At 68.8% G+C, this 17876-nt stretch carries 19 protein-coding genes; 10 read left to right on the top strand and 9 right to left on the bottom strand.

Going from position 1 to position 17876, the window contains the following annotated elements; translation table 11 throughout:
* Positions 1–4 precede the first annotated feature (4 nt).
* Complete coding sequence (gene rnhA, locus B7K24_RS09880; RefSeq protein ID WP_371327885.1) at positions 5–490, bottom strand: ribonuclease HI; 486 nt, start codon at positions 488–490, stop codon at positions 5–7.
* Here rnhA and ybaK point away from each other — a divergent pair.
* The 4 genes from ybaK to B7K24_RS09900 all read left to right on the top strand — a co-directional run bounded on the left by ybaK (position 489) and on the right by B7K24_RS09900 (position 5235).
* Positions 489–980 carry a Cys-tRNA(Pro) deacylase gene (gene ybaK, locus B7K24_RS09885; RefSeq protein ID WP_084130233.1) on the top strand — a complete coding sequence of 164 codons (492 nt, stop codon included), beginning with the start codon at positions 489–491 and terminating at the stop codon, positions 978–980. The genes rnhA and ybaK overlap by 2 nt on opposite strands.
* Positions 977–1708, top strand: coding sequence for a YggS family pyridoxal phosphate-dependent enzyme (locus B7K24_RS09890; RefSeq protein ID WP_084130169.1), 732 nt, complete (start codon positions 977–979; stop codon positions 1706–1708). The genes ybaK and B7K24_RS09890 overlap by 4 nt, the downstream gene beginning before the upstream one ends.
* Positions 1705–4395 carry an RNA helicase gene (locus tag B7K24_RS09895; protein ID WP_144268240.1) on the top strand — a complete coding sequence of 897 codons (2691 nt, stop codon included), beginning with the start codon at positions 1705–1707 and terminating at the stop codon, positions 4393–4395. The genes B7K24_RS09890 and B7K24_RS09895 overlap by 4 nt, the downstream gene beginning before the upstream one ends.
* 126 nt (positions 4396–4521) lie before the next feature.
* Positions 4522–5235 (top strand): VIT family protein, encoded by a 714-nt coding sequence (locus B7K24_RS09900; RefSeq protein WP_084130170.1) that lies wholly within the window; start codon positions 4522–4524, stop codon positions 5233–5235.
* Positions 5236–5254: 19 nt separating this feature from the next.
* Here the strand turns inward: B7K24_RS09900 and B7K24_RS09905 are convergent, their stop codons facing one another.
* The 3 genes from B7K24_RS09905 to B7K24_RS09915 form a co-directional block, all read right to left on the bottom strand.
* On the bottom strand, positions 5255–6304 hold the full coding sequence (locus B7K24_RS09905; protein WP_084130234.1) for a biotin/lipoate A/B protein ligase family protein: 1050 nt from the start codon (positions 6302–6304) through the stop codon (positions 5255–5257).
* 106 nt (positions 6305–6410) lie between these two features.
* Positions 6411–8006 carry a citramalate synthase gene (cimA, locus tag B7K24_RS09910; protein WP_084130171.1) on the bottom strand — a complete coding sequence of 532 codons (1596 nt, stop codon included), beginning with the start codon at positions 8004–8006 and terminating at the stop codon, positions 6411–6413.
* Between the two features lie 238 nt (positions 8007–8244).
* Positions 8245–9630: an HNH endonuclease signature motif containing protein gene (locus tag B7K24_RS09915; RefSeq protein WP_159449214.1), complete on the bottom strand. Its 1386-nt coding sequence runs from the start codon at positions 9628–9630 to the stop codon at positions 8245–8247.
* Positions 9631–9835: 205 nt separating this feature from the next.
* Between B7K24_RS09915 and B7K24_RS09920 the strand changes: the two genes are divergently transcribed.
* Both B7K24_RS09920 and B7K24_RS09925 read left to right on the top strand, forming a co-directional pair.
* The gene (locus B7K24_RS09920) at positions 9836–10408 is read left to right on the top strand and encodes a sigma-70 family RNA polymerase sigma factor (protein ID WP_159449215.1); all 573 of its coding nucleotides are present in this window, start codon (positions 9836–9838) and stop codon (positions 10406–10408) included.
* Positions 10405–11262, top strand: a complete 858-nt coding sequence (locus B7K24_RS09925) for a hypothetical protein (RefSeq protein ID WP_084130174.1) — start codon at positions 10405–10407, stop codon at positions 11260–11262. The genes B7K24_RS09920 and B7K24_RS09925 overlap by 4 nt, the downstream gene beginning before the upstream one ends.
* Positions 11263–11280: 18 nt before the next feature.
* On the opposite strand, the gene B7K24_RS09930 is transcribed toward B7K24_RS09925, so the two are convergent.
* From B7K24_RS09930 to B7K24_RS09940, 3 genes are read right to left on the bottom strand one after another with little or no spacing between them, the layout of a single operon-like run.
* On the bottom strand, positions 11281–11652 hold the full coding sequence (locus B7K24_RS09930; protein ID WP_084130175.1) for a type II toxin-antitoxin system death-on-curing family toxin: 372 nt from the start codon (positions 11650–11652) through the stop codon (positions 11281–11283).
* Positions 11649–11873, bottom strand: coding sequence for a type II toxin-antitoxin system VapB family antitoxin (locus tag B7K24_RS09935; protein WP_084130176.1), 225 nt, complete (start codon positions 11871–11873; stop codon positions 11649–11651). Before B7K24_RS09935 ends, B7K24_RS09930 begins: the two co-directional genes overlap by 4 nt.
* 59 nt (positions 11874–11932) lie before the next feature.
* Positions 11933–12472, bottom strand: coding sequence for a M48 family metallopeptidase (locus B7K24_RS09940; RefSeq protein WP_084130177.1), 540 nt, complete (start codon positions 12470–12472; stop codon positions 11933–11935).
* Between the two features lie 133 nt (positions 12473–12605).
* Here B7K24_RS09940 and B7K24_RS09945 point away from each other — a divergent pair, with 133 nt between their 5' ends.
* Both B7K24_RS09945 and B7K24_RS09950 read left to right on the top strand, forming a co-directional pair.
* On the top strand, positions 12606–13166 hold the full coding sequence (locus tag B7K24_RS09945) for an RNA polymerase sigma factor (RefSeq protein ID WP_234986664.1): 561 nt from the start codon (positions 12606–12608) through the stop codon (positions 13164–13166).
* The gene (locus B7K24_RS09950; RefSeq protein WP_084130178.1) at positions 13163–14161 is read left to right on the top strand and encodes an endolytic transglycosylase MltG; all 999 of its coding nucleotides are present in this window, start codon (positions 13163–13165) and stop codon (positions 14159–14161) included. The genes B7K24_RS09945 and B7K24_RS09950 overlap by 4 nt, the downstream gene beginning before the upstream one ends.
* A gap of 216 nt (positions 14162–14377) precedes the next feature.
* Here the strand turns inward: B7K24_RS09950 and B7K24_RS09955 are convergent, their stop codons facing one another.
* Positions 14378–15484, bottom strand: coding sequence for a branched-chain amino acid aminotransferase (locus tag B7K24_RS09955; RefSeq protein WP_084130179.1), 1107 nt, complete (start codon positions 15482–15484; stop codon positions 14378–14380).
* A gap of 94 nt (positions 15485–15578) precedes the next feature.
* On the opposite strand from B7K24_RS09955, the gene B7K24_RS09960 reads away from it, so the two are divergent.
* Positions 15579–15962 (top strand): RidA family protein, encoded by a 384-nt coding sequence (locus B7K24_RS09960; protein WP_084130180.1) that lies wholly within the window; start codon positions 15579–15581, stop codon positions 15960–15962.
* Positions 15963–15970: 8 nt separating this feature from the next.
* On the opposite strand, the gene B7K24_RS09965 is transcribed toward B7K24_RS09960, so the two are convergent.
* On the bottom strand, positions 15971–17182 hold the full coding sequence (locus B7K24_RS09965) for a sugar MFS transporter (protein ID WP_084130181.1): 1212 nt from the start codon (positions 17180–17182) through the stop codon (positions 15971–15973).
* A gap of 108 nt (positions 17183–17290) precedes the next feature.
* Between B7K24_RS09965 and B7K24_RS09970 the strand changes: the two genes are divergently transcribed.
* A complete protein-coding gene (locus B7K24_RS09970) occupies positions 17291–17875 on the top strand; it encodes a sugar O-acetyltransferase (RefSeq protein ID WP_084130182.1) in 585 nt (194 codons plus the stop codon).
* Position 17876: the final 1 nt, after the last annotated feature.

Here is a 17876-nt window from a genome sequence, read left to right on the forward strand (position 1 = left end):
GGGCCTAGCCGCGACGGGCCTGGTCGACGCCCTTGTTGGCGAGGGCGTCGGCACGCTCATTTCCTGGATCTCCCGCGTGACCCTTGACCCAGACCCACTTGATGTCGTGGCGGGCGACCTGCTCGTCGAGTTCGATCCAGAGCTCCTTGTTCTTCACGGGCTTCTTGTCGCCAGTCTTCCAGCCGTTGCGCTTCCAGCCGTGGATCCACTTGGTGACGCCGTTCATGACGTACTGGGAGTCGACGTGCAGCGTGATCTGGCAGGGACGCTTCAGGAGCTTGAGGCCCTCGATGACGGCGGTGAGCTCCATGCGGTTGTTGGTGGTCTCGCGCTCGCCGCCGAAGATCTCCTTCTCGCGGCCGTTCCACACCATGAGGGTGCCCCACCCGCCCACGCCCGGGTTGCCCTTGCAGGCGCCGTCGGTCCACATGTCCACGTGTGCGGGGGCGTCGGAAGTCACCCCGAAACGATAGGACACAATGGGGGCCATGGCCCGCACTGCACCCATCGGCACCCCGGCGCTGGCGCTGCTGGAGCGCGAGGGCGTTCCGCACGGCGTCCACACCTACGACCACGACCCGTCCGCGCAGCATTACGGGCTCGAGGCGGCGGAAAAATTGGGAGTTGACCCGGAGCAGCTGTTCAAGACGCTGTGCTTCGAGGCCGATGGCGTGCTCACCATGGGGATCGTGCCCGTCTCGGGGTCGCTCGACCTGAAAGCCGCGGCGCGCGCGGCCGGGGCGAAGAAGACCTCGATGGCCGATCCCGCCGTCGCAGAGCGTGCGACGGGCTACGTGGTGGGCGGCATCTCGCCGCTGGGCGGCCGCAAGCGGCTCCCTGCGTTGCTGGACTCGTCCGCCTTCGACTTCGACGTCGTGTACGTCTCCGGCGGCCGGCGGGGACTCGACGTCTCCCTCGCTCCCGCCGACCTGGTGCGCCTCACGGGCGCCTCCACCGCACCCATTGGCAAGGACTCATGACTCTCGCTTCTGCTCCGCTCGACCACGACTACGCGGCGGCCCTCGCCGACGTGCGCGCCCGCGTTCACGTGGCCGAGGCCGCCTGCGGGCGCGCCGGGTCGGGCGTGCAGGTGCTGGTGGCGACGAAGGCGTGGGATGCGGGCGCGGCTGTCGGAGCGGTCGCCGGGGGCGCGCGCCTGGTGGGCGAGTCGCGGATGCAGGAGCTGGCGGACAAGGGCGAGGCGCTGCGCGAGGCGGGGGCCGTGGTGCACGTCATCGGGCAGTTGCAGCGCAACAAGGCGGCCATCGCGGTCGAGTACGCGGCGTGCGTGCAGACCGTGGACTCGCTGAGGCTCGCCGAGCGGCTGTCGCGGCTGTGTCTCGAGGCCGGGCGCGACCTGCAGGTGATGATTCAGGTCAACGTGTCGGGCGAGGAGTCCAAGGCGGGAGTCGCGCCTGCGGAGGCGCTCTCGCTTGCCGCGGCCGTGCAGGCGTTGCCCGCGCTCGAGGTGGTGGGCTTCATGACGATCGGCCTCAACTCCCCCGTCGAGGACGATGTGCGGGCCGGGTATCGGGTGTTGCGGGAGATCAGGGATACCGCCTTGATCTCGTCCGAGCGTGGCGCGATTGATTTGTCGAGCGCGTGGCAGCTGTCGATGGGGATGTCGGGCGACCTTGAATGGGCGATCGCGGAGGGCGCGACCATGGTGCGCGTGGGGACGGCCGTGATGGGTGAGCGGACCGCATGAGTTCCCCGTCCCCCCTCCTCGCGGCCCTACCCGCCGCCTCCGACGGCGCTAAGCCCGACCCCGACGCCTTGTACGAGGCCTTCGCGACCTGGGCCGCCGACACCGGATTGCCGCTGTACCCGCATCAGGACGAGGCGCTCATGGAGATCGTCTCCGGCTCGCACGTCATCCTCGCCACCCCCACGGGATCGGGAAAGTCGCTGGTCGCGGCGGGCGCACACTTCGCCGCGCTGGCCGCCGAGCGCGCCGGCACGGGAGCCCGCACCTACTACACGGCGCCACTGAAGGCCCTGGTATCCGAGAAGTTCTTCAACCTCATCGACCTGTTCGGTTCCGAGAACGTGGGGCTGATGACGGGCGACTCCGCGGTCAACGCGGACGCGCCGATCATCTGCTGCACCGCCGAGATTCTCGCCAACCTCGCCCTGCGCGACGGCGCCGCGACCGAGGCGTCGATCGTCGTCATGGACGAGTTCCACTTCTACGCCGACCCGCAGCGAGGCTGGGCATGGCAGGTGCCGCTGCTGGAGCTGCCGCAGGCGCAGTTCGTGCTGATGTCGGCCACGCTGGGCGACACCTCGTGGCTCGTCGAGGACCTCTCCGAGCGCACCGGGCGCGCCGTCGCCGAGGTCACCACGGCCGAGCGCCCCGTGCCGCTCACATTTGAATACATCCTGGAGCCGCTGCCCGAGGTCGTGGAGCGGCTCGTCGAGTCCGGCAAGTCGCCGGCATACATCGTCCACTTCACGCAGAAGGACGCGGTGGAGCGCGCCCAGGCGTTGCTCAGCATGCAGGTCGCCACCAAGGCGGAGCGCGCCGCGATCGCAGAGGCTCTGGACGGGATCCGCTTTGGCACGGGATTCGGTAAGACGCTCAGCAAGTTCCTGCGCGCGGGCATCGGCGTCCACCACGCGGGCATGCTGCCCAAGTACCGGCGCATCGTCGAGCGCCTCACCCAGCAGGGACTGCTCAAGGTGGTGTGCGGCACCGACACCCTCGGCGTCGGCATCAACGTCCCCATCCGCACCGTGCTGCTGACGAGCCTCGTCAAGTACGACGGCGAGCGGATGCGCCACCTCAGCGCCCGCGAGTTCCACCAGATCGCGGGCCGCGCAGGCCGCGCCGGGTACGACACGGAGGGCGACGTCCTCGTCATGGCCCCCGAGCACGTCATCGAGAACCGCAAGGCGCTCCTCAAGGCGGGCGACGACCCCAAAAAGCGCAAGAAGATCGTCCGCAAGTCCGCCCCGCAGGGGTCGGTCAACTGGACCGATGCCACCTTCGAGCGCCTGCGCGACGCCGAGCCCGAGCCACTGACCAGCCGCTTTGCCGTCACGCACGCGATGGTCCTCAGCATCCTCGCCCGGGGCCAGGCCAACCCCTGGCTGGACCGCGAACCGCAGGACCCGGTGCAAGCCATGAGTCACCTGCTGGGCGCGCTCCACGAAACCGACGCCCAGCGCTCCGCCCACGCGCGCCAGGCCCTGCGCATTGCGCGCTCGCTCAAGATCGCCGGCGTCGTTGAACAGCTTCGTGTCCCGGACCCGTCGCACCCGCGCGGACAGCGCCCCACCATGCGCCTGGTGGTGGACGTCCCGCGAAACTTCGCCCTCAACCAGCCGCTGTCCCCCTTCGCGCTGGCCGCGATGGACCTGCTCAACGTCGAGGCGCCGGACCACGCCCTCGACGTGGTCTCGGTGATCGAGTCGACCCTGTCGGACCCGCGCCAGGTCCTCATCGCGCAGCAGCATGCCGCCCGCGGCGAGGCGATCGCGGCGATGAAGGCGGACGGGATCGAGTACGAGGAGCGCATGGAACTCATGGAGGAGGTCACGTGGCCGCGGCCGCTGGCCGATCTCCTCGAGCCCGCCTTCATCACCTACCGGCGCGCTAACCCCTGGGTGCTCGACGCGGAGCTGTCGCCCAAGTCCGTGGTGCGCGACATGCTCGAGAAGGCGATGTCCTTCGGCGACCTCGTCTCGGTCTACGGCCTGGAGCGCACCGAGGGCGTGGTGCTGCGCTACCTCGCGGAGGCTTACCGCGCCATGCGTCAGACGGTCCCCGAGGAGCACCGCACCGACGAGGTCGCGGCGATCACGGACTGGCTCGGGGAACTCGTGCGCTCGACCGACTCGTCCCTGCTCGACGAGTGGGAACGCCTCATGAACCCCGATGCCGTGGTCGCCGACGACGCCGACCCCGCCTCTGCGGGTCTCACCCCGGCGATGGCGGGCCCGGCGCGCCCGATGACGGGCAACCCCAGGGTGCTGCGCCGCCTCGTGGGCAACGCGATGTTCCGCCGGGTGGAGCTCGCGGCGCGCGAGAACTACGCGGCGCTGGGCGCGCTCGACGGGCGTTCGGGCTGGACGGCCGATGCCTGGCGCGACGCCCTCGATCCGCTCTTCGAGGCCCAGGGAGACGACGCGATCGGGATCGGCCCCGAGGCCCGCTCGGCGGCGCTGCTGACGTTCGTGGAGCCGGGAGGCGACCACGGAGAGGGGCGCGCGCAGGCGGCGCTGGCGGCCACCGCGGAGGGAAGCCTCCCCGAGGGCACGTGGCTGGTGCGCCAGGTGCTGGCGGACCCGGCCGGAGACCACGACTGGGCCATCACGGCGCTCGTGGACCTCGAGGCCTCGGACGAGGCGGGAGCACCGGTGATAGAGGTCCTGGCGGTCGGCCCCCAATAGCGGCCTCCCGCAGCACTTCGGCGCCCCGAAATCTCCTTTTCGGCCCATCTACCAGGCATATCAGGGCCACTTAAGAAAGGCTTGCCTTGCTGGCGGGCGACCATCGCATCGGCCTAACCTGGCCCCATGACGCCCGCTGACACCCACCACATCGACGAGGAATCCGTCTCCCGACGGCTCAATGCGCTGCGTGCAGCGGTGCTTGGCGCGAACGACGGCATCGTCTCGATCGCGGGCCTCGTCATCGGTGTGGCGGCGGCCACCCCTGACAACCACGGCGCCATCCTGGCCGCGGGCGTCGCGGGCCTCGTCGCCGGCGCCCTGTCGATGGCGGTCGGCGAGTACGTGTCCGTCAGTTCCCAGTCGGACGCCGAGAAGTCGCAGCTGCGCCGCGAACACCGCTGGCACCAGGTGCGCCCCGAGTGGGAGCTCGAGCAGCTCGTCGAGCTCAACATGGAGACGGGGATGAGCGAGGAGACAGCCCGCAAGGCCGCCGAGGAGCAGACGGCACACGACCCCGTCGCCATCCACGCGCGCATGCACCTGGGCATCGACCCAGACGAGATCACCAACCCCTGGCACGCGGGCTGGGCCTCGCTGTTGGCGTTCAGCGCGGGAGGACTGCTGCCGCTGCTGACCATCCTCCTGGTGCCGACGGCCTGGCAGATCCCCACGACCTACGTCGCGGTGATCGTCGCGCTGGCCCTCACGGGCTTCGAGGCGGCACGCTGGGCCCACTCCCCCCGCAAGCGCTCGGTGCTGCGCAACATCGCGGGTGGCACGCTCGCCATGGGCATTACCTGGGTGATCGGCTCGCTGCTGGGCGTCGCGGTCGCCTAGCCCGTTAGCGTAGCCGCCGCTACGGCACCAGGCCGATCCACTCGTCGGTCGAGAACTTCGACTCCACGAGCGCCTCAGCCTCGGCGAGCTCGTCGGGAGTCACAGCCCCGACGTGGGTCGAGTAGCGGCCAGAGAAGTGCGCGAGGAACGCGTCGATGATGTCTTCTCGCGCCATGCCGGTCTGGCTGCGTAGCGGGTCCACACGCTTGTTCGCGCTCTTGGTGCCCTTGTCGGACATTTTCTCGCGGCCGATGCGCAGGGTCTCCATCATCGCGTCCGCGTCGATGTCGTACGCCATCGTCACGTGGTGGAGGACGGCGCCGGAGGCGTAACGCTTCTGGGCGGCGCCGGCGATCTTGCCGTGCTCGGAGGCGATGTCGTTGAGCGGCACGTAGCGGGCCTTGATGCCCACGTCGGCGAGCGCGCCCAGCACCCAGTCGTCGAGGAACGCGTAGGACTGCTCGAAGCTCAGCCCCTCGACGAGCGAGGGCGGCACCGACAGCGAGTACGTAATGGTGTTACCAGGCTGAACGAACATCGCGCCGCCGCCGGAGACGCGGCGTGTGACGGTAATGTCGTGCTTGGCGGCGCCCTCGGGGTCGACCTCATTAGTCAGCGACTGGAAGGAGCCGATGATGACGGCGTTCGAGGCCCACTCCCAGATGCGCAGGGTGGGCGCGCGGCGACCGTCGGCCACGCGGCGCGACAGCACGTCGTCGATCGCCATCTGCAGGTGAGGAGCGCGTGGCTCGTCGTGCAGCACCTCGAAGGTGTGGTCGTGCCAGCCGGTGGCGTGGCCCAGTGCGCGGCGCACGGCGATGGCGACGGCCTCGGGGCTGAAGCCCACAAAGTGGGCGTCGGGGCCGGCGGCGCGCTGGACGGCGGCGGCAAGGTCGGCGACGCTCGCGGAAACCGGCATGCCCGTGAGGGCGAGGCGGATCTCGTGGATCGCCTCGGCGGGTTCGAGGAAGAAGTCTCCGGAGATGACCACCCGGTTCAGGGTGTCGCCGTCGGCCTCGACGTCCGCGATGACGAGCTTGCCGCCAGGGACCTTATATTCACCGTGCATGCGCACCATTGTCTCGCCGTTTGCGAGCTCCCAAGACACAGATATGGCCGATGCGATGGCGGGCCCGCGTACGGGCCTCGCCACGGCATCGGCCGGCTGAAGTGATTTAGCGCCTCGCGACGCCCTCCTTGAGCAGGCCGTAGACGAGGGAATCGACGAGCGCCTCCCAGGCGGCCTCGATGATGTTGGGGCCCACGCCGACCGTGCGCCAGGTGCGGCCGGTCTCGCGGTGGACGGTCGTGATGAGCACGCGGGTGATCGCGTCGGTGCCGTGGCTGGCCTCCATGATGCGCACCTTGAAGTCGCTCAGCTCGAAGTCCTCGATCTCGGGATAGGCGCCCTTGAGGGAGGTGCGCAGGGCGTGGTCGAGGGCGTTGACCGGACCGTTGCCCTCGCCCACGGCGACAATCCGGTTGCCGCCGGCGTGGAGCTTGATGACGGCCTCGGCATCGGCGTCGGTGGGGTCGCCGGGCTTCGAGGAGACGCGCACGCGCCAGGTCTCGACGTCCCAGAAGGCGTTGTCTTCGCCCAGCTCGGAGCGCAGCAGGAGCTCGAAGGAGGCGTCTGCGGCATCAAAGGTGTAGCCGGCGGCCTCGGCATGCTTGACGCGGTCGGTGACGCGGCCCAGCAGCTCGCCCTGACCCTCGAGGTCGAAGCCGAGCTCCTTGCCCTTGAGCTCGATGCTCGCACGCCCCGCCATGTCGGACACCAGCATGCGGAGGCCGTTGCCGACCTTCTCGGGCTGAGTGTGCTGGTAGAGGTCGGGGTCCACGCGGATGGCGCTCGCGTGAAGGCCGGCCTTGTGGGCGAAGGCACTCGCGCCCACGTAGGGCTGGCGGGCGAAGGGGGCGATGTTGGTGATCTCGGAGATCGCGTGGGCGATGCGGGTGGCTTCGGTGAGCCCGTCGCCCTTGAGGACGGTCATGCCCTTCTTGATCTCGAGGTTGGCGACGACCGAGATGATGTCGGCGTTGCCGGTGCGCTCGCCGTAGCCGTTGATGCAGCCCTGGACGTGGGTGGCGCCGGCGGCGACGGCGGCCATCGAGTTGGCGACGGCGCACCCGGAGTCGTTGTGGGCGTGCATGCCGAGCGGCAGGTCCACCTGGCCGCGGACGGCGCGGACGATCTCGGTGACATCATCGGGCAGCATGCCGCCGTTGGTGTCGCACAGGCACAGGGTGTCGGCGCCGCCGTTGACGGCGGCCTCGAGCGCGCGCATGGAGTAGGCGGCGTCGAAGCGGTAGCCGTCGAAGAAGTGCTCGGCGTCCATGATGACACGGCGGCCCTCGCCGGTGAGGAACGCGAAGGTCTCCTCGATCATGGCGAGGTTCTCGTCGGGGCTCACGCGCAGGGCGCGCTCGGCGTGGCGGATGTCGGCCTTGCACACCAGGGTGATGATGGGCGCCTCGGAGTCGAGCAGGGCGCGAACCTGGGGGTCGGAGGCGGCGGTGGTGCCGGCCTTGCGCGTCATGCCGAAGGCGGCGAGCTGGGCGTGGCGGAAGGACAGCTCCTTGGCGGCGAGGCCAAAGAACTCGGTGTCCTTGGGGACGGCGCCGGGCCAGCCACCCTCGATGACTCCCACGCCGAGCTCGTCAAGCAGGGGCGCGATCGCCATCTTGTCGGCGACCGAGAGGTTCATGCCCTCCTGCTGGGCGCCGTCGCGCAGGGTGGTGTCGTAGACCTCGACCGTGAGATCCGTCATGGGTGCCTCCCGAAGGCTGGTTGCTTCACACCGTGTCGCCTCGGCGACACCTTCCCAACAAAAAAGCCCCCCAGGTACGGGAGGCTAGCGCGTCGGGAGGGTGTCGCCGACGCGCTACGGAATGATGATCGCGGTGTGCATCGTGGCCAGTATGGCACAAGGGTGTACTGCCAGCGCCGATGCTGCTGCCGCGGCATCACTGCCGGCCCGACCCCGGGGCGGAGTTCTCCCCGGTGGTCTAGGTGGCGGGTTCGAGTTCGTAGTGAGCTTTGCCGCCGATGCGGGGTGTGCGGTCGGGGTCGATCGAGGCTGGTGGGATGAACCACACTTCGGTGCCGCGGATCTCGATGTCCCAGTCGCCGTGGTGGATGCGATGGTGACAGCTGACGCAAAGCAGGACGCCGTTGGACAGGTCGGTCGGTCCGCCGTGTTTCCACCATTTGATGTGGTGGGCTTCGCAGTAGCTGGGTGGGGCGTGACACCAGGAGCAGCCTCCGTCTCGTTCGACGAGGGCGAGTTTGATCTCGGCACTGAAGAGGCGGTCTTTGCATCCCACGTCGAGGGGCACGGAGTCGCCGCCCATGATCATGGGTAGGACCTCTATGTCGACGGCCATGCGTCGCAGGGTGCCGACCGAGATCGGTGAGTCGATACCGTCCACGGATGCGCAGCCCACGCCGGACTCGACGTCTTCGATGTTGGCGCGCAGCACGATGGTGGTGGTTACACCGGTGGGCACTTCCGTGCAGCCCAAACTGTGCCGTGCGGCAGCCGAGAGGGCGTCGGCGTGAATCTGTCCGGGGGTGCGGTCGTCCTCGGAGAAGTCCATCCCGACCTTGCCCTTCTTCTGGGCGTTGTCGCGTCGGGTCCGCATCACTTTCTTCACCGCACCCTTCAACAACGTGACAATCGGTGCGGCGGTCGACACGTCCAGGCGGGCATGGATACCGACCGACCCGTCGGCCTCGTCCTTGATCTGTACGTAGCGGTTCTCGAACGCGACCCGGTCACGCTCTTCCACATCGCGCGGACGGTGCCATGCTTCCTCGGCCAGCAGCATGCGGCGAATGTCACGCAAATTCAGGCTTTGCGCCTTGGAGACGATCTTCTGTTCGACGGCGACGATCTTGTCCGGCGCGACCTGCTCGATACGTTCCAGTGCACGGGTGATGACGCAGGCGGCCTCCATCGACAGAGCCCCCGAGCTCACGGCCTGCGCAAGGACCGGGAAACGAGGAGCCGCAGGCGCGGGTGTGGCGTCATCCGCGTCGGAGGTGTCTGAGTCGGGCGCACTCGGCTCGACCTCGCGAGGCCGTGTCGCATCCGCGACCGCCAAAATCCTGTGCGCCTCAGCCTCCGAACCCCCCAGCGCGTCCGCGAGCATCTGGCCCGGGGACGCGAACCCCCACTTACGGGCCACTCCTTGGAGACCCTCGGCCGGATCCGAGCGCCGCGCCAACTCTCCTGCCACCTCACCGAGCGCGACCTCGCTCATGCGACGCACCTGCACCAGCGCGCTTTGAAGTTCGACCAACCGGTTCGCGGACGTCGAACCTAGATCGTCGCCCTCGAACGCACGCGCCACCGCCACGGTGCGGTCGAGCTCGGCGGTCGAGAAGTTCATGACACCAGCATCACACCCACCACTGACATTCCTGGTAAACACCCAAAATCTGTGGACAACCCACCACCCGCAAGGGGCTGGGGACGACACTAACCGCGCCACAAAGACAGCCCGCCACCCCCAAACCCGACACCACCCCCGCGTTTCCCCGCTCCCTTGCGTACTACCCGGTGAGACCATCACCACGACCACCAAGGGGGACTCGATGTCGCGGACGCCGGCGCCGTGGGCGCGCACCGTCGAGGCGCTGATCCGCGAGCGCGGCCCCGCACTCTTTGGCTACGCCGTCGCCCTCACCGGCGATCGCCACGCGGCCGAGGACCTCCTGCAGGACGCACTCGTCCGCAGCTTCCGGCGCGGACGCGGCGACGTCTCCCTCAACGAGGCACACGCCTACGTCAAGCGAGCCATGCAGACGGCCGCGATCGACACGAGCCGCCGGAGGAAAACCCGCCCCGCGACCTCTACCGCGACGCTCCCCGACTCCGCCAGCCCCGACCACGCCGGCACCATCGCCGACAGGGATGCCCTCGCATCGGCCCTCGCCACCCTCTCGCCTCGCGAACGCACATGCATCGTCATGCGCTACGTCGATGACCTCAGCGCCGTCGCCATCGCGACGGAGACCGGCCTCACAGCCGGCACCGTCCGCAAATACCTGTCCGATGCCGTGGCCAAACTCCAGGCGAGGCGCCTCGACCTGGGGCTCGATACGGCCGATGCCGTGGCTGGCGGCGGGCTCCACACTCCAGTTTCCGTGAAGGGAGGGCGGCGATGAGCGAGCAGCTGAGCCGAGGCCTGAGCGCCCTGATTGAGGACGAGGGCCACGCCTTCACCACCACCGGGCTGGGCCACGACCCCGACCAGGCAGTGCGCGCCGTGGGGCGGGCGCGCCACCGCCGCACGGCGAGCATCGGTGTGACATCGCTCGCGGCCGTGGTCGCCATTGCCGTGGGCGCCACCCTGTGGCCCAACGGCGCCACGACCGAGATCGAGCCAGCAGTCACCGAACTTCTCCAGACCGCGACCACCCGCACCTCGAGCGACCCCGAGACCCGCGACGACGCGCAGGCGGGCATTCACTGCACGTGGGCCGAGGGCGAAGGCCCGCGAGACGTCGCCGCGACCGTCGACAGCGCCATCATCATGGACGAGTGCGCGGCGGTGTGGGTGGGCGAGGCGCCACTCGTCGACGCCTTCACGTCCTGGATGGTAGGTGTCGGCGACTCGACCGCCACACGAACCGCTCACTGGACGGTGGTCAACACCTCCGACAAGCCCTTGTCTGTCGACGCAGACGCCGTCGCTCCAGCGTTCGAGATACCAGACCTCGAGATCGACACCATCGGCGGCAATGACGGCCTCGCGCTCGTCGCGAAGGACCTGTGGGTCTCGGAGACGGAGCGCTTCACGCTGCTCACCTCGGAGACCGGAACAGTGACGCTCGCTCCAGGCGACACTCTCGAGGGCACCGTAACTCTCGCCGGCGACGAGTACATCTCAGCGTTGAGTAGTGGTGCTGCGCAGAACGACTACTTGCGCATTCCTCTGGCATCGGCCGAGCACAGCAGCCTCATCCTCGAAGTCCCCGTGGAGACAGTCATGGCGCTTCCCTACATCTCCGCGTCATAGCCCCAGCGGCCGCAGGGCCTACCGCGGAGCAATCACCAGCCTCACGGCAATGTCCTCAAGCTCCCGAGTCTCGCCGGACGCGACCGCCATCGTCAGGTCGAAGGCCTCGTCGAGCGACAAGGCGACGTCGCGACCATTGAGCGCCAGAAACACGGTCAACGAGTGCCACCCCAGCCGCTTATTGCCGTCTGAAAGCGGGTGGTTCGCCACCACCGAGTGCAACAGTGCCGCAGCCTTGAGCTCAACCGAGGGGTACGCATCCATACCCATCAGCGTCGTCTGGGGCCGCTGCACACATGCGTCGAGCAGACCAAGATCACGCACCGGACCGATCCCGAGGTCCCGGCACAGGTCGAGCATCTCCTCGAGCGTGAGGTAGCGGACTCTCATACAGAGCCCAGCCGATCGAGTACTGGGCCCCAGCGCTCCTTCATCTCGGCCGAGAGCGCGCGCACTTCGTCGGCCCGCGCGGTCTCGTCATCGGCCGCAGCTCCTACGCGCGCCTCCTCGACCGCACGCAGGATCGCCTCGGTCTTCGAGACGCCCCACCGCTTGGCCAGGGCCTCGATGGCCGCGTCTTGCTCGGGAGTGGTGCGCAGTGTCATCGCCATCCCTTCAAGGTATCACCGTGGTATCACCGACCCTTGAGTCCGGCCGATGCTCCACTCCCCTACCGCTTGCGCCTGAGCGCCGTTCGCCTCGCCTTCCAGTCGGGCAGCTGCGCGTCCATCAGCGCGTAGAAGCCGGGGCCATGGTTCTGGTGGAACAGGTGGGCGAGCTCGTGAACCAGGACATACTCGAGCCCGTCCCGCCCCCGACGCGCCAGCTCGGCATTGAGGTTGATCTTGTTGAGCGTCGCGTTGCACGACCCCCACCGGCTGGACATCACCTTGATCGAAACCCGCGGGGGGACCTCGACGCCCATGCGCTCGCACCACAGCGGCATCAGCTCCTCGAGAGCCACCAAGATCTCGACCCGCGCCTGCTCGAAGTCCTCGCTGCCCCGCTGGATCCCCTGCGGCAACGCCTTGAGCTCCTCGCGCTTGCGGTCGATCCAGCCGACGTTCTGCGTCACGAACTCGTGGACGTCCGCTTTCGATGCGCGCACGGGTGCCGTCACACGCAGCGACCCGTCCGCGCGCACGCGCAGGATCATGCGGCGCTGCTGTCGCCTGCGGGTGACCGTGTAGGCCAGGGTGTCGTCGCTCATGGTGCGCCCAGGCTAAGCCGCTTCGCGTACGCAAAGCGCCACCGCATCGGCCATCTGTGAAAAACCTCGCCACCGACCCCAACCTGGGGACGACGCGCTGCGTTCGTGCCAGCATGACGCCAAGGAGGAACCCATGAGCCGGTGGAAGGACACCCTCGACGCGCTGATGCATGAGCGGGCCGCGGCCCTGTTCGGCTACGCCTACGTCCTCACGGGCAACGCCGACGACGCCGAGGACCTCCTCCAGGACGCCCTGGTCCGCACCTTTCGTGTGAACCGGCGCTCGGGAACCGTCAACGAGGCACACGCCTACGTGAAGCGCGCTATTTCCACGGCCTTCATCGACTCCCACCGCCGTCGCGCGGCCCGCCCCCAACGCCACCCGGGCGACGAGGGCGACTTCGCCGGCGCATCGGCCGCCGAGGGCGACCCCGCGGCCCGCTCCGCCGAGACGCTCGATCTCCACGCCGCGATCCTCACCCTCCCCGCGCGCGAGCGCGCGTGTGTGGTGCTGCGCTACCTCGACGACCTGCCCGTGGCCTCCGTCGCAGCCGAACTCGGGCTCGCGACCGGAACCGTCAAGCGCTACCTCTCCGACGGCGTCGCGCGCCTGAAGCCCCTGGTATCCGACACAGATTTCCCCACCGACGACCCCGAATCCGTCCCCGTCCACCACGCAGGAGGCACCCGATGAGCACTGCACAGGAACGACTGTCCGCCATCGCCCGCGACGGCGCGGCCCGCTTCTCCTCCACCGACCTCGCGCACGGCCACGGCGCCGTCACACGCCGGGTGCGCCGTGACCGCTCCGTGCGCGCGGGCGTCACGACCCTCGCGGGGGTCGGGGTGGTGGGCGCCGGCACCTTCGGCATCCTTCAACTCCGGGCGGCCGATGCGACGGTGCTGCCCGCTTCCCCGTCGCCTTCCGTATCGGAGTCGGTGGCGCCGACTGCCGGACCGTCCACGAAGCCGACTGAGACAGCGGTGCCGGACGCGGTCGAGCAGATCACGATCGAGATCCCCAACGGCGCACGTATCGAGAACGTCGTGGCGTCACTCGCCGAGGCGACAGGCTCCACGGAGGCACAGGCCCGCGACGCGCTGGTCGCAGCCCTGCCCCCGGAGGCCGACGGTGAGCCCGAGGGCTGGGTCGTCGGCAACGTGACGTACGTGGGCGGCAACGAGAACAGCCTCGACCCGACCGCAGATGCAATGGCCAACTCCGCGGCAACGCTGCTGGAAAACGCCGGGGTTCCGCGGAACCAGTGGAAGTCCTGTGTCACCATCGCGACCATCGTGGGTGCCGAGGCGAACCCCGGCGACGTGGAGGCCATGCGCGGAATTGCCGCGGTGATCCGCAACCGCCTCGAGGCCGACATGATGCTGGAGATCGACGCGCCGCTCGACTACTTTGTGCGCTCCGACGAAAGAACTGTCTCGGACGACGGGTACGTGGTCGACTCGGAGTACAACACCTTCATGTATGCGGGGCTGCCGCCCACGCCCATCTGGTCGACCGGCCCCGAGGCCTTCGAGGCAGCCGCCAACCCGGCCAACGAGAGCTGGCTCTTCTTCGAGACCGACCCCACCACCGGCGACGTGATGTTTGCCAGCACATTCCACGAGCACCAGCTCAACCTGGTCGAGTTGGGACTGCTCGACGAGCGCGACGTCCTGCCCGAGGAGTAGCGCCTCAAGGACCCCCTCCCCCGAAATGGGTAGATGTCGCCCACATTTCGGCCCCTCGCGTCAGCAATGGGGAGATGGCGGTCAGAGCGCCCCGACGCCACGAACCGCAATCTCCCCCTTGCTCGCGCGCGCACCGAAAAAGTGGGCGAGGTCTACCCAATTCGGGGGGGGAGGGGGGGGAGGCAGGATGGGGAGGAGGGCGAGAAGGCCGGCGCCCTACAGGACCCGCCGCATCCAGCCCAGCGCGTCATCGGCACGGCCGTACTGAATGTCGGTGAGGGTTTCGCGCAGCCACGAGGTCACCGCACCGGCCCCGCCGTCACCCACGAGCACGTCAAAGTCCGGCGATACCAGCCGCGCGATGGGCGTGACCACGGCGGCGGTGCCGCACGCGAAGGCCTCGACCACCGAGCCGTCTTCGATCCCGGCCCTCAGCTCATCCAAAGCGATGTCGCGCTCGACCACCTCGCGGCCCGCCGCGCGCAACAGCTCGATCACCGAGGCACGCGTCACGCCCTCCAAGATCGTGCCCGTGATCCGAGGCGTCCACACTGACCCGTCGCGGCGCACCGCGAACACGTTCATGCCGCCCAGTTCCTCGATGTACCGGTCGTCACGGGCATCGAGGAAGAGCACCTGGTCGCAGCCGTGGTCCTGCGCCTGCTGCTGCGGCTGCATGGACGCGGCGTAGTTACCCGCGGTCTTGGCCTGGCCCGTGCCACCGGCCCCTGCACGGTGGAAGCCCTGTGCCACCCAGATGGAGACGGGCTTCACGCCACCAGAGAAGTAGGAGCCCACGGGGCACGCGAGCAGCATGTACTCCACCCGGCGCGACGGGCGCACCGCAAGCGACGGTTCGGTGCCGATGAGCAGCGGGCGCAGGTACAGGCTCGCCTCGCCCTCGTCCGGCACCCACTCCTGGTCCACGCGCACGAGCGCCTCGATCGACGCGAGGAAGTCGTCCTCCGGCACGGGCGGCAGCGATAGTCGCACCGCGGACGCGGCCATGCGCGCCGCGTTCGCCTCGGGGCGGAACAAACGGATGGAGCCGTCGGCCCAGCGATACGCCTTGAGCCCCTCGAAGACCTGCTGGCCGTAGTGCAGCACGGTGGCGCCGGGATGCAACGAGAGGTCCGCGAAGGGTTCGATGCGGCGGTGGCCCCAGCCGGCATCGGGCGTCCAGGTGGCGCGAGCCACGTGGTCGGTGAACACCTCGCCGAACACGGGCGCGGCCATCAATCCCGCGCGCTCCTCGGCCGTCGCGGCCTGGGGGTGGGGCGTGACGGCGTAGTCCTCAGCGCTCACCGTGCTCCTTTCGTCCATTCCGTCACAGTAACGACGGTCTACGCCCTCAACGCCGACGCCTCGCCGCGCGCTCCCGACCCCGCGGGATTACCGTCGGAAGAAGGAGGCCACCATGTCCGTCACCCACCTCAACCCCGATTCCATGCACCGCTCCCCCGCCTTTTCCCAGGGCGTCGTCGCCACGGGCACACGAACGGTCTACGTGGGAGGCCAGAACGGGGCCGATGCGCACGGTCAGATCGAAGGCGACCTCGTCGCCCAGACCGCGCAGGCCTTGCGAAACGTCATCACGGTGCTCGCGGAGGCCGGTGCAACCCAAGACGACGTGGTCCGCATGACCATCTACCTCCAGGCGGACCAGGACGTGCAGGAGGGCTTCGCCGCCTCGCAGGAGGTGTGGGGCATGCACGCCGTCCCGATCGTCGTGGTGCTCGTCCCCGCCTTTGGGCGCCCGGATGCGCTGGTCGAGATCGACGCGATCGCGGTCCTCGACTAGGGCCGATGCTACGCCGCGGGTGTCCCGGCGAGTTCGCCGTGGTCCACCCGTCGATTCAGACGCTCCGACATCGCGAGCCCCAGAGCCACGAGCGCCAGGATAAAGAACGGGAACAGCCACAGCCCCAGCCAGGTGGACAGCGCGCCGAACAGCGGCGGGGCGAGCGTGGAGCCCGTGTAGGCCGCGGCCATCTGCACGCCGATGATCGCCTGCGAGTTCCGCGCGCCGAAGTTCACCGGAGTGGAGTGAATGATCGCCGGGTAAATGGGCGCCGAGCCCAGGCCCGCGACCACCAGGCCCGCGAGCGCGATCACGTCCGTCCCCACAGGCACGGCGATCATGACCGCGCCCACGCCGACCGCCACGAAACCACCGCGAATCAGGGCGCGGTCGCCCACGCGGTCCGCAACGAAACCTGCGAGGAAGCGCCCCGCCGTGATGCCCAAGAGGAACAGCGACGCGAACGCCGCAGCCGTCGCGACATCCACCCCGCGGTCCTCCACGAGGAACGTTGAGGCCCACAAGATGGCCGTGCTCTCGAGCGCGCAATACGCGAAGAAGGCCGCGAGGATGAGTTTCACGCCACCGATGCGCAGCGCCTGACTCAGCGGCACGTGCCCGGTGCTGACCGGCACCGCCTCAGGATCATCGACCTCCGCCGGACGCACCGGATTGACCCGCTTCCACAGCGGCAGGCTGATGAACAGCGCGACCGTCAGCACCACTTGGATGCCGCCGATGATCAGGTAGGCGCCGCTCCACCCCAGTGAGGACGACAACGCGAAACTCATCACGAATGGACTGATTGCGGCGCCCACGCCCCAGCACGCGTGCAGCCAGTTCATGTGACGCGCGGCGTAGTGCAGCGCCACATAGTTGTTGAGGGCCGCGTCGACCGCGCCGGCGCCCAGGCCGTACGGAATCGCCCACAGGCACAGCATCCAGAACGCGTCGGAGAACGAGAACCCCACGAGCGCCGCAGCCGTCATCCCGATACTCACGGCGGTCACCGACCCCGCGGAGAAGCGGCGGGTCAGCCGCTCAGAGGCCAGGCTCGACACGATGGTGCCGCCAGCGATGATCGTGGTGAGGATGCCCGCGAACCCGAGCGGCACACCGAGGTCGGAGTGCATCACCGGCCATCCGGCGCCGACGAGCGAGTCGGGCAGGCCCAGGCTGATAAACGCCAAGTAGATGATGGACAGCAACAGTGCGTACATCGCGGGGACTGCCTTTCTCGACGCGAACTATCGCGAGCCTCATCGCCGCGACACAGCGATGGTACCCAATATGTGGACGCTCGTACACATATTGGGTACGGTGGAGATATGGCCCACGACTACTTCGCCGGCGACAACCGGACCCAATTCGAACGCATGCGTGCAGGCGATCTCTACATCGCAGACGACCCGGAGATGGCCAAGGCGCACCTGCGTGCGGTAGCCCTCACCGACGCGTATCACCGCGCCTATGTCGCCGCGGACCGCGCGGCCTTTGGCATCCTCGCTGACCTGGTGGGCACCCTCGGGGACGGAGCCCATATCAATCCCCCTCTCTTCGTCGACTACGGCGAGAACATCCACATCGGCGCGCGCACCTTCATCAACTACCACCTCACGGCGCTGGACGTCGCAACCATCACCATCGGCGAGGACTGCCAGATCGGGCCCAACGTCCAACTCCTCACGCCCACCCACCCCATCGAGCCGGGGCCGCGCCGCGACAAGCTCGAGGCGGCCAAGCCCATCGTGATCGAGGACAACGTGTGGCTGGGCGGCGGGGTCATCGTCTGCCCGGGCGTGACGATCGGCAAGGACTCCGTCATCGGTGCGGGTTCCGTGGTCACGAAGGACATTCCTGCTGGGGTCGTCGCCGTGGGCAACCCGGCCCGTGTCGTCCGCTCCATCGCGTGAC

The organism is Demequina sp. NBRC 110055, from assembly GCF_002090135.1.
Lineage (GTDB): Bacteria > Actinomycetota > Actinomycetes > Actinomycetales > Demequinaceae > Demequina.